The 12784-nt window shown below is 46.3% G+C and carries 6 protein-coding genes and 2 tRNA genes; 2 read left to right on the top strand and 6 right to left on the bottom strand.

Translation table 11 applies throughout. The features are described 5' to 3' along the window. Positions 1-26: 26 nt before the first annotated feature. The 6 genes from H8730_RS04590 to H8730_RS04565 all read right to left on the bottom strand — a co-directional run bounded on the left by H8730_RS04590 (position 27) and on the right by H8730_RS04565 (position 9069). Positions 27-2117, bottom strand: coding sequence for an efflux RND transporter permease subunit (locus H8730_RS04590; RefSeq protein WP_177715746.1), 2091 nt, complete (start codon positions 2115-2117; stop codon positions 27-29). Continuing rightward, a complete protein-coding gene (locus tag H8730_RS04585; protein ID WP_177715744.1) occupies positions 2114-2719 on the bottom strand; it encodes an HdeD family acid-resistance protein in 606 nt (201 codons plus the stop codon). Before H8730_RS04585 ends, H8730_RS04590 begins: the two co-directional genes overlap by 4 nt. 168 nt (positions 2720-2887) lie before the next feature. Then, positions 2888-3460: a TetR/AcrR family transcriptional regulator gene (locus H8730_RS04580; RefSeq protein WP_177715742.1), complete on the bottom strand. Its 573-nt coding sequence runs from the start codon at positions 3458-3460 to the stop codon at positions 2888-2890. 777 nt (positions 3461-4237) lie between these two features. Continuing rightward, positions 4238-4309, bottom strand: a tRNA-Gln gene (locus tag H8730_RS04575). Between the two features lie 141 nt (positions 4310-4450). Beyond that, positions 4451-4522 (bottom strand) — tRNA-Gln (locus tag H8730_RS04570). 587 nt (positions 4523-5109) lie between these two features. Further along, a complete protein-coding gene (locus H8730_RS04565; RefSeq protein WP_177720459.1) occupies positions 5110-9069 on the bottom strand; it encodes a PT domain-containing protein in 3960 nt (1319 codons plus the stop codon). A gap of 350 nt (positions 9070-9419) precedes the next feature. On the opposite strand from H8730_RS04565, the gene H8730_RS04560 reads away from it, so the two are divergent. Both H8730_RS04560 and H8730_RS04555 read left to right on the top strand, forming a co-directional pair. Beyond that, positions 9420-11078 (top strand): response regulator transcription factor, encoded by a 1659-nt coding sequence (locus tag H8730_RS04560; protein ID WP_177720457.1) that lies wholly within the window; start codon positions 9420-9422, stop codon positions 11076-11078. Beyond that, complete coding sequence (locus H8730_RS04555) at positions 11065-12723, top strand: sensor histidine kinase (RefSeq protein ID WP_177720455.1); 1659 nt, start codon at positions 11065-11067, stop codon at positions 12721-12723. The genes H8730_RS04560 and H8730_RS04555 overlap by 14 nt, the downstream gene beginning before the upstream one ends. Positions 12724-12784 lie beyond the last annotated feature (61 nt).

The raw sequence follows: 12784 nt of genomic DNA, 5'->3' as shown, positions 1-12784 counted from the left end.
GATTGTATTGAAAACTATGTCAAAGTCTATGCTTGAACATCCCTGTGTTGTTGTCTTGTCTTCATTCCAAAGCTAGTTGCACAGATGACTCGATCCAACAGCATAAATAGAGCCGGGAGAATGAAGATGACACAAAGCATACTAATGATCGCTCCCCGTGCAATCAACATGCACATGGAACTGATGATATCAATATCGGAATAGATGGCGACACCGAAGGTTGCCGCAAAAAGCCCTATGGCGCTGACGATGATCGATGGTATGGAAGAGGACAATGCCTTTGCGATGGCATGCCGTTTATCCTGTCCTCCAGCCCGCTCCGCTTTATACCGGGTTGTCATGAGAATCGCATAGTCCACGGTAGCGCCCAGCTGAATCGTGCTGATGCAGATTGGGGCGATAAAGGGAAGCGATTGCCCGAGAAAATGGGGAAGTCCTAGGTTTATAAAGATCGCAAGCTCAATAACGGCCACCAGGATGACTGGCAGGGTGATGCTCTTCTCAACGACGGCGATAATAAGAAAAATGGCGATGATCGAAATCATATTGACCACCTGAAAATCATGATCCGTAGTTTCGATCATGTCTTTTGTGCACGGTGCTTCCCCGATGAGCATCCCGCCCTCGTCGTATTCTTTCAATATGGCATTTAATTGATCAAGCTGAGCATTGACTTCATCGCTTGCCGTCCCATATTCTGAATTGATGAGCATCAATTTCCACCGATCACTCTCCAGAATTCCTTTTACCGAGTCCGGCAGAAATTCCTGTGGAACCAATGAGCCAACTATGGATTCCATCCCAAGGACGTATTTTACACCATCCACGGCTTCCATCTCGCGGATCATCCCTCTGATCTCCTGGCTCGATACCTCCGAGCTGACAAGAACCATGTGCGAGGAGGCAATGTTGAATTCCTCGCTCAACTTTGAATTGGCGATGACATACTCCATATCCTCCGGCAAGCACTGGCCCAAATCATAGTACACTTCATCATTGGTCTTCGTATATCCGTAGCTAAACGGCACAAGTAACACTGCGAACAGGACTAAGAACACCGGAAAAATTTTGGTCACACCTTGGGATACCCCCTCCACCTTGGGAATCAGAGAGCGATGCCTCGTTTTATGCAGCGGCTTATCTAGCAGTAGGATCAGCGCCGGCAATGTGGTGACGCATCCGATGACTCCTAGAAAGACTCCCTTTGCCATGACGATTCCCAAATCGCGTCCAAGGGTAAAGCTCATGAAACAAAGCGCAATGAACCCAGCAATGGTTGTCACAGAGCTGCCGACCACAGATGTAATGGTCTCTTTTATCGCACAAGCCATGGCCTCATTCTTGTCCCCATGAATCTCCCGCTGTTCATTATAGCTATGCCAAAGAAAGATGGAATAATCCATTGTGACGGCAAGCTGCAAAACCGCGGAAAGTGCTTTCGTTATATACGAGATTTCGCCGAGAAAATAGTTAGAACCTAAATTGATCAAAATCGACATCCCTATGCTGACGAGAAAAACAAATGGAATCAGCCAGCTGTCCATAAATAGCATCATAGCCACACACGCACAGGCGACAGCTATGGCAACATAGATCGGCTCTTCTTTCTCGCATAAGTCTTTCAAATCCGTCACCAATGCTGACATTCCGGAGACAAAACACTGCTTTCCTGCAATGGCCCGGATCTCACGGACCGCGTCCATGGTGTCGTCGGAGGAGGTGGAGGTGTCAAAAAATACGGCCATCATCGTGGCGTGATCTGTATTGAAGGCCTGGAAATATTTGTCCGGCAGAATTTCCATGGGAATGGAGAGATCCGCTATACTATCATACCACAACACAGATTCCACATGATCCACAGTCTCGATTTTCTGCTTCATCGCAGCCACTTCCCGGGCTGGCATATCCTCTACGATGAGAAAAGAGAAGGCTCCTTTTCCGAATTCTTCCAGAAGTTCATTCTGGCCGATGACCGTATCCATGTCCTCCGGCAAATAGTTCAGCATATCGTAGTTGATTCTCGTTGCAGCCATGCCCAATCCCGATGGAATCAGCAAGAGAATCGTAACGATTAAAATGGGTACACGGTAGCGAACAACCGCTCTTCCGAGTTTCATACTTCTTGATCCCCCTTGGTTTCAGTATAGATAGCTTCGATACTATCCGGCTGCTGATGCCGAATGATTTTGACCGTGCAGAGCGCGACACTGATACTCAACACCCCTTCTGCCAAGAGTGAAATGCCCAGCAGGATCATGACGGCTTTGGCGCCATCAAAAGGGCGTAGGATCAGCAACAGCCCCGCCAATCCCGTCAGGGCGGCTAGCGCTATGATCAGCCACCACTTCCCAACGCCGAAGCGCTTTGCATCAATAGCCATTTGAGTCTTGAAAAGGCCGTCAGCGAGAAATAAGATTCCCATCACAATGTAGAGGACCGCGATAAACCCCTCTGGATGTAACAGCATGATCAGTCCCACAGCGGCCAGCAGTGCGCCGTAAGCTAGATCATACTGAAATGCCAATCGGTACAGATCTTTGGAGAAATATCCGACAACTTTAATAATCCCGTAGGCTGTCAACAGACCGCCTAGCACATAGCACAGGGTGGTTGCGGAAAACTCCGGAAACAAGATCAGCATCACCCCTATACCAGAGAGCGCCGCCGCCATCATGATCGATCCAATCTTTGCGGTTCGTATGGATTTCGTGGAACGCATGGTTTCGCTTCCTTTCTGTGTCATTTCTTTGATGGGATTTCAGTGTACTCCTTTTCTCTCCATAAAAAAATAGACACCTTGAACGGTGTGTGGAATTTTTAGGCATTTCACCCATTTTGCACAATCATGGCAATTAAAAATAGATCTGTTGAAAGACAGCTCTCTCTGTCATGGAAAAAAATCCGCTTGTCCGGCACTCCTCTGAAAGGCAATTTGGGTCGAACCTTCAAATAAAGAACAGATCCTGTGGAATTGCTTGACGATATCGTACCGCATTCCATCTTTCATCCAATCCAGAATCTGACCAATCAGCTCGCATTTATAATATTTAATGATAATCGCCTTATCCTCCTCCTGAATCCCATACTCTCTGGCGACTAGATCCACATACTCCGTCACCACATACTCACACACGCGGTTCAGGTACCGATCATAGGTTTCTCGATTCACCGAGTGATAGATATTGAGAATCGCCTTTTTATTCTTCAGTGCAAAATCAATGGCGATATCCAAACACTCCTCCAGGGAGGCGGCTGAAGCATGCTCCTCCATAATTTTATCCGCATCTTCCTTGACAATCGTCTCCACCAGTGCCGGGAGATCCTCAAAATGATAGTAAAAGGAATTGCGGTTGATCCCGCAGTCCTCGACAATGTCTTTGACGGTAATCTTATGAAGTGGCCGCTCGTTGAGCAGCTTTAAAAAAGACGCTATGATGGCGTTTCGCGTAAATGATGGCATAGGATCCTCCGTTTCGTGCGGAGCCATTCCCGACGTCCGCTCTATCTTTTACAGGTTAGCTTATTCTACCATGTATGATTTATTTTTTCAATCCTTGGCTGTCCGTTTGCCTTGCAGTTCCGTTTCCTATAATTCCAAAAGGTTAAAAGTTCGCGTTCCGCGAACTTTGGAAGAACCTTCGCTTCTTCACTATTTGGTCCGCCTTGCGGCGGAATTCCAAAAGGTTTAAAAGTTCGCGTTCCGCGAACTTTGGAAGAACCTTCGCTTCTTCACTATTTGGTCCGCCTCGCGGCGGAATTCCAAAAGGTTTAAAAGTTCGCGTTCCGCGAACTTTGGAAGAACCTTCGCTTCTTCACTATTTGGTCCGCCTCACGGCGGAATTCCAAAAGGTTTAAAAGTTCGCGTTCCGCGAACTTTGGAAGAACCTTCGCTTCTTCACTATTTGGTCCGCCTCGCGGCGGAATTCCAAAAGGTTTAAAAGTTCGCGTTCCGCGAACTTTGGAAGAACCTTCGCTTCTTCACTATTTGGTCCGCCTCACGGCGGAATTCCAAAAGGTTTAAAAGTTCGCGTTCCGCGAACTTTGGAAGAACCTTCGCTTCTTCACTATTTGGTCCGCCTCGCGGCGGAATTCCAAAAGGTTTAAAAGTTCGCGTTCCGCGAACTTTGGAAGAACCTTCGCTTCTTCACTATTTGGTCCGCCTTGCGGCGGAATTCCAAAAGGTTAACATAAAAAAATCCGGCCGTCATATGACAGCCGGACCTCTCACCATGAAGAACTGGGTAGGAAGGATTCGAACCTACGAATGCTGGAGTCAGAGTCCAGTGCCTTACCGCTTGGCGACTACCCATCATTTTAGAAAATCTTCCCAACGGACAAAATTTATCATATCATATGTCCGAAGGCTTGTCAAGAAAAAATTGTAAAAAGTTCGCGCCCCGTGAACTTATCAGTCCACCTCCCGGCATCCCACAGGAAAAAGTTCTGTAAACTGGGTAGGAAGGATTCGAACCTACGAATGCTGGAGTCAGAGTCCAGTGCCTTACCGCTTGGCGACTACCCAATATCTGTCCTTCTTGACAGCGGAACCATAATAGCATGTTTCCATTCCAAAGTCAAGCCTTTTTCTTAAATTTACCAACCGCTTATTTTCAATTTTGTATACACTAATCCAGACAATTGGAAATTTTCAGAAGGATATAAAGAGTATGTTTCCAAATCCATCATTCTATGCATTCCAATTTTCCCCATATATATCCACCTCTCGGCAGACTTTTTCTAAGGTAAAAAAAAGCGGCGTTCTAGAACGCCGACTATAAGGAGAAGGTATTTCTTTGGGTGTAGCAAAACTTTAATAAAATAATATGGGGGGGTTACATTTATTATAATATCACATTCAGAATCATTTGGCAACCCCTCTATTCAAAATTTTTTAACATTTTTTCTTTATTTCGACATTATTTATTCGTTTTTTCGACATACTTCACCGTGTCAAATCTCTTCCTCCAAAATCTGGACAAATTTTCCCCCGTCATCGTCTCCTTTTCCAGCAGATACTGGAAAGCTCCTCTAGTTACTCAAAAAAGTTCGCTTCGCCAACTTTCTATAGGCAAAAAAGGGGGCTGTCTATTTCCCGACAGCCCCATTCTTCTACCCTCTAAAGTCAGATACCTTTTTCCGCGAAAGATACAGTATCGCCACCAATGCAAGAGCTGACAAAACTGCAAAAATATTTCCAGCATTGCTATCTCCCGTAGCAGGAGGAGGCGTCGTCTCATCGCCAGGCCCTTCAGTCGGTTCTTTGGTAGGTCTTTCAGTCGGTCCTTCGGTAGGTCCTTCGGTGGGTTCTTCGGAAATATCGTGAATCCTAATGAAGGTCACATGGATCGAATGATTCTGATTCACTTCATAGAAGGTATAGGTGCCATCCAGAAGCTCTACTTCTTTCTCTCCATCGAGTATAACCTTGTCAACCCGGTAGCCTTTCTCGGCAGATATAACATAGGTGATTTCGCCGCCAGATGGAACTGTAATTTTGCCATCCGGAGTAATCGTACCGCCCTCTCCCGCCGTCGCTGTAATCTCGTACATTGTGCCAGGATCAACAGCAGGCGGCTTTTCTTCTTCAGAAGCCTTCTCGAAGGAAACAAAATTCCAGATAGCCTTTTCCGCATCATATACAAAAACGATGGTATCCCCCTCTTCAAGGCGATACTCTTCCGGAACAAAATAGCTCTCCGCACCTCTCACAAAGGTAACAGGGTTCGTTTTCACGCCTCCGGTTATGGTAACTTTCTGTCCATTCTCATTCTTTCCTACGCGGAAGGTTGGATTGACTGCCTCCGACGCAGTAAGAGTGAGATACTCGTACACAGGCTTCAGCTCTGCACTGCTGCCGTCCAGATTGGCAATGCCGCCTAAAGAAGTCGCTGTAACGTTACTGTAGGTGTTGTCTTTAAACAACGGAACTTTGCCGATGAAGGCTCTGACCTCTTCGGGGGCCAGACAGTTTTTAAAAGTATTACCGGAAACTTCCGTGTTGTTCAGCTCGATGGCTGATTCAATGGTATCATAGAAACTTCCGATTGCAATGCTCTTATTCTGCGGATCCGCTCCCTCAAAATAGTTGTTGCGAATATACAGGTTTTCTACCGGCTGTGTCCAGGGGGCGACACCGCCTGCGCCATCATTTAATGTGGGATCCCACACACCCCAACTGCCCATCAGATCGATAATGGGGCTGCCCAAATTCACGCATGTATTATTTTCCAGATAAATATTCTTGTTTTTTGCCCAGTCGACATTGGGAACGCCGTTTTCGTCAACCGTTCCACCGCCATAGGAGAATACAAGAATCGGGCCATGAGTATTTTGGATTGTATTGTTGCGAATATAGATGGGCCCATATACAGCACCAGCCAACTGGAAAATACCATTGTTGTTCTCATCCAGGCTATTGTCAATCTCGTTGTTCTCGAAATACATAGCATATTCTGTACAGTCGCCCTGGGCGATGGCGATGCCATGCGCGTTCACCGAATTATAGAACTTGTTGTTCCGGAAATACGCTGTATCCGGTTCAATCCCTTCCGGAATGACAGATGTGTCAAAGGAATACTCGACTAAGCATTTCCGCGGGCAGTATTCGATCCAGAATCGACATCTGCCGTCCGGAGAACCGAACTGGTTATCATGGACATTCAAATACTTAGCGTTCAAGTTAAAGCAAGATGCGTTCGTATCGGCCAGCGTACAGTTCTTGACTTCCAGATAGCCAACCGACTTGCCTCCTACATAGAGGGTTTCGCCGGAATAGCTATGAACATAGAGATCATCAAGGGTAACATTCGTTACCAGATCATCTTTGGACACAACGATGCCCTGGTGAGAAATATCCCATCCCCAGTCGATGTTGGGATCGAATCCCCAGTCGCTGCGGCCGGTATATCCGCGTCCGCCGTCCATCTCAAAGTGGGAAATTTCGATATTCTCTCTAGCTTTTTCCGATCCGAAAGGAGTGCCGACAATGACAATACCGCCGTTGCGGTAAACTTTTTCGTCCACGCTCCGTCTGGAGTTGGTGTGCAGCCGGGTCTTGTAAACGCCATTCTCATCTCTGCCCTGTCCAGTTAAGGTGACGTTATCGTACCGGATATAGAGGATGCGTGCATCATAGGTGGTATAATCTCCGCACAGACAAAAGTCACCTTCCGGCAAGATAACCGTACCGCCACCCTTTTTGCCCGCTTTGTCCAGAAGGTTCTGAATAATAGCGGCGTTATGCTGTGCTATCGCTCTCTCTTCCGGAATCTCCTCGCTAAATATGCCTTCGACCAAACCAAAATTTTTCGCATAATACACGTTGCCTTCGATATCCTCAGACTCTGTGGTCAGCATAAAGGTTTCCGCACTGGTAATAGGCTCTTCTCCTCCGGTTACAGCCGTTACTCTCCAATAATATTCAGTGAAACTTTCTAGCGGCGTTTCCGGAGTATATGTGGTATCGGTAAGGCCCGTTATGCGGATGACATCCCCAGAAAAATCACTGGTTTTGCTGATTTCCAAAGTATAGCTGTCCGCACCCGTGTTGCTCCAAGTGAAAGTGGGGTTCACATCGGCCATATACGTGTCGTCTTTCGGGGCCATCAGACTCGGCGTTCTATCCGGCGCAACATAGCTAAGCGCCACGTCTTTTACGCAGAGAACACCGCTGCCAGGAGCGTACGGTTTGACAACAAATTGAGAAACATTTCGCTTTTGGGAAAGGGTGTAGTCAAAGCTGGAGGGTTCCGTATCCAGAGGCGTCCATATTTTCACGTTCATCGTCTGAAGTCCTACATCAATGGTCACGACATAGCGGTACCAGCCGCCGGCGCGGAAGGGCTTGGTGGAAAGCCAGGGGCCACCTGATGCCTCGGCATAACCATTTCCATCGAGAATCAGTCTGCCAGCGTAAGCAGCACCGTTATCGATGCCGACTGCATCGGCTCCAAGAACAGCTTCCATCCAATGCATAGCCGAACCCGGTTTCATATACAGTTTAAAATCCACAGATACAGTACCAGCTTTGTAAGTATTTGGCAAATTGAATACCAGCTGTGGATTGCGGTCTTTTGTGCCGCTATAGCTGATCTCCACATATTTTTGGTCGCCTTCGCCTTTGACCTGAAGGGTATCGTTCTCCGGGCTGTCCGATACGGCATAGACGCTGAATCCTACTTCTCCACTGGAATACGCGGGAAGCGATTCGCCAACACTCATATTGGCTATCTGATCATTCAGTACCCATGTCTCTTCTGCATTTTCCGGCGCTGTCCACGCGTCTCCCTGTGTAAAGGGATCTGGAGCCCATTCTTCTACATCTCCGCCGGACGCCGTGCTGTCCTCAAATGAAACCCGGAAATTCTTAACGCTGTACGTCAGCGCGGGATTTCCACCCCAGTTTCCAAACCCGAGCATAAACTTTTTTACATTGCTGGTATCAGCGATCGCCTCGCCTTTCAACACACCGTTGACATACGTCTGATATTTGCCACTGGTCATATCAAGAACCATCTTCCAGCTGTTCCAAACGCCAGAAAGGAGGTCTCCATCCTCGTCCACCTCGCAGTCAGTGGGCACAAACGACCACATTCCGCCCTCATCCACACAAATGCCGTTCCGGTTCAGCAAGGTGCGCGCCGCGTAACCATCGAAGCCAAAAGGCTTTATGGCGCTGTCAAAGCCCGCTGTCAGGTATTTGTCATTGACTTTCAGCGCTGTATCGAGCCGCAGGTCATACTCTACCGTCACCTTAGACTCCGCCGTCCCCTCGGGAAAAACATATCCCAGCGAAGGGGTCAGGTCGGCGTTCCCGTTCTCATGGACCAATCTGATATAGTCACCTTCCGGATCTGTATGGTATACGACACTCCCCTCCTCCCCTGATAGCCTCCCAAATGACCCCGCTTCCGAAACAAGCGGAACATTTTCGCCGTCTATCAGTTCAAGTTCCGCCATCTGATACCCGTCAGGGGCGGCATAAATGGCGCCAGTAAATAGGGACGTAACAGAGGTTAATGTCAATACCGCGGAAAGCAACACGCTTCCCCACTTTTTACCCTTGTTCATTGTAAGCCTCCTTTTCCATTTTTCCACATCCGTTACCATCTTTGAGCAATCGTGACTTGCTTACCATCATAATAAACAGATCCCGATGGGAAAGGAAGCTCTGAACCGTCTGTCTTGTAACGGATATTCACTGTAAAGGCTTTTCGATAGGAAGCCCCTTCATCAAATATACAGAAACGAAATCAACGATTAAAAAAAGCAATCAAAACCGTATCAAAATTAACTAAAATCGTACTTGTGTCATCCAAATTTTTATGATAAACTCATAGAATCTGTTGTACCTGTCAATTTTCAAGACAACATTCGTGTTTATCCTCGCACTGAGGCATTGGAAAGGGATGTATTCGCTTATGTATAAGATGGTAATCATTGACGATAACAGACGGGAGCTACGATACGTACAGGGAGCGCTGGAATGGGAAAACTATCAGATCGATGTCGTTGGGACATTTTATAATCCGCTTTTAGCACTGGAGGAAATACCAAAATTGCTGCCGGACATTATTTTGACAGATATTGTTATGCCGCAAATAAACGGATTCCAGCTGGTGGCAAAGGCATTGGAGTACAATCCGGATTTGCTTACGGTCTTTATGAGCTGCCATGAAGATTTTGAGTATGCGAGAGCAGCGGTGGATATGCGGGCCTGCTCCTATTTATTAAAGCCTCTTATCCTCGAAGAGCTGGAAGAAACCATAACAAAAACAGTAAGCCGCTTAAATCAGAGGGAAGCGGAACGCACAAAGAGCGATTTTATGGAAAAAATTTTTTCCCAATCTCTCGAGACACTGCAGGAACAGTTCTTCTTTGAACTGTGCAACGGCGCCTTTTCAAATATTCAGGACATCCATGAAAAAATGAAACTTTTAGAACTGGACCGCCATATCCTAGACCTCATCTGTGCAGTCACAATCAAATTTCAGCTGGAAAAAGAACCTATACAGAAAACGGAGGCATGGAAAGAGTATTACAATTTCTTTTTCTCCCGCAAAATGTTATCAAGCCATTTCTCTTTTGCCAAATCCGTCCAGTTATTTTCGAAATCATCTGAGCAACTCTCCTGTCTGTTGTTTTTTCCAAAAGAAGAGGATTTGGTCCCGCTTAAGCGGCGCATTGACGAAACGGCGACACGACTTGTAGAAGAGATCACCGCCACTATCAATCGTGAAGTTGCAGTTGGGATTAGCAATTTTTCATTCGAACTACTGCAGGCGGATACCCTTTACTCCCAGAGCCTTGCCGCGTTGAATACAAATTTCTTTACGGAAATCAACCCTATCATCTGGTATCATGAGATTGAAGAACCACAGGACGATCCCCCAAAAGTCGGAGTTACAGTACAGGAGATTGCTACAGGGATCAAAGCGCTATTCATCAGCGGCTCCCGCGATGAAATCGGAGCGTTTATCGATAAACTTTTTTCCAGCGATTATTATCACAGCGAAAACCGCATCCGCGGTTTAGCCTTTACCCTTCTCACCATCGTAGAGCTTCAGCTTTCGGAGGACGGAATCAAATTCAGCGAGCTCTTTCCCGATAGTATGGGACTCTGGAATAAAGTCCTAACCTTTGACAAGTACTACAATATCAAACAGTTGCTTGGCAATGTGATTTTTGAGACCATTCAGTTTCAGAAAAAACAAAATAGCAGTAAAGGCCGGCAACTGGTATCGGATATCAAGAAAGTGATTGCAGAAAATTACGCTGAGCCTATCACCGTAAGCGAAATTGCAGCAAAAGTGTTTTTTAGCGCCAGCTATTCCAACAATGTATTCCGAAGCATTACCGGGAAAAGCATTTTTGAGTATTTAACGGAGTATCGGATCAAAAAGGCTATGCATCTGCTAAAAATGCCGAGCTGTAAAATAAGTGCGGTAGCGGAACAGGTGGGCTACAACAACAAATCTCATTTTTCTCTTATTTTTAAAAAGTATGTAGGGCATACCCCCGCCGACTATCGAAGAATGATGGTACATAACGAAGGGGAGGGCTATGATGAGTGGGAATAACCGTTTCCGCATAAAGCTTACGGCAGTAATTTTCATATTTTCTATGGTGCCGCTTATCTTCTTGATTTCTTTCATCTTTTCCGGGCAGCGCGAAGACCGCGTCAAAAGCTACTGTGATCATTACAAAAATACTGCTCATGAGTATATCACGCTGATGGACAATACAATGGAAGAGCTCTGGCGAAATACAGCGTACATAGCCAATATTCCAGAACTGTACCAATACTTGCAGGGTAAACGTTTATCTGACATGGTGGATACTTTGGATTTTTACGAGGACCTGCGCCGCACCTGCCACGCGATTTATCAGACAAATCCCTATTACAATATTCTGACCATCTATGCCTTCGACGACAGCATCTTTAAAGGTGATATTATCCGCTCCATCCGCGATATGGGGGAACAGGAGAAAACCTATGTGATGGACCATAGCAGTGCCTCTTATATTTTCTACTTATCGGATGACGGACAGCGTCTCAAACACTACCAGGTTATAAACTCCCCCTCTGGCATACTGGCAGTCATCGAATCGACCACCGAATTGAGCTCTCTGTTAAATGACCTCAACTATCCTCACAACCTGCTCTCCCTTCTGATTTACAATACGCGTAACGGCCACTACACCGATATATATACTGCGGAGCAGGTATTTCCCGATGAGCGGAGCAAAACACATATCATCCTTTCCCATGAGACCGTAATGGGCTTTTCCGTGTACTCCTGCTTCCCCAAAGAAGGCCTGGCTGAAATAAACAGAAACATCTGGCTGTCTGCCAGCCTATTGGTCCTGCTATCTGGCGTTATTTTACTGGTCGCTATAAAGTTGGTGGTAAAAGCGCTGACGAACAGACTTTACGAGCTGGTCAGCAATATTCAATTTCAGGGCGAGCGCATTTGCTTATTGGACGGATTGGATGGAAAGACGGACGAATTCGGCAATCTGGCAAAAATATTTCAGCAATTGATTGAAAATCTAAACCGCCATTTAGAAACGGAGAATAAGCTGAAACACGATTACCAAAAGCTCGAGTTAGAGCTGCTGCAAGCAAAAATAAACCCTCATTTCCTCTATAACACGCTATCGGCAATCAAAATCACCAGTTCCGACCCCTCCGTAGAAAAAATAATCGATTCTTTGGTACATTATTATCGGATCACGCTGAGCCGTGGCCGAGATGTTATTTCAATCAGCAAAGAAGTGGAAATGGTACAGGAGTACGTCAAGATACAGCGTTTTTCCTATGATATGGAATTTGATTTCATCTGTGAAGTTGACCCTTCCATCCACTCCTGTCTGATCCAAAAACTGACACTTCAGCCTTTTATTGAAAATGCAATTCTCCACGGCATAAACGGAAAATCCGACGGGGTCATCTCTCTGACTATTCGCTCCTCCGGCGATTCTGTTTTCATCTCGATTCAGGACAATGGGCAGGGAATGACGCCTGAACAGCTTCAAAACCTGCTGGACGGCTCTATACAAGGGCAATATAGTGGATACGGCATCTATAATTCATGTCAACGGCTCAAAATGTTTTTTCACGATCAATGCGATTTTCAAATAAAAAGTGCTATAAACGCCGGCACTCAAATAACCATACGCGTTCCCAAAATTAAAGAATCCCCTTCATCCTCCCAACAATAAAGGGGAAACCAAAAGAGCGGAGGCACTGCCAGAATTGTCAGGGCGGCGGCTCCGCTTTTGG

Source organism: Bianquea renquensis, assembly GCF_014384895.1.
GTDB lineage: Bacteria > Bacillota > Clostridia > Lachnospirales > Bianqueaceae > Bianquea > Bianquea renquensis.
This window is presented reverse-complemented; position numbering and strand designations above follow the sequence as displayed.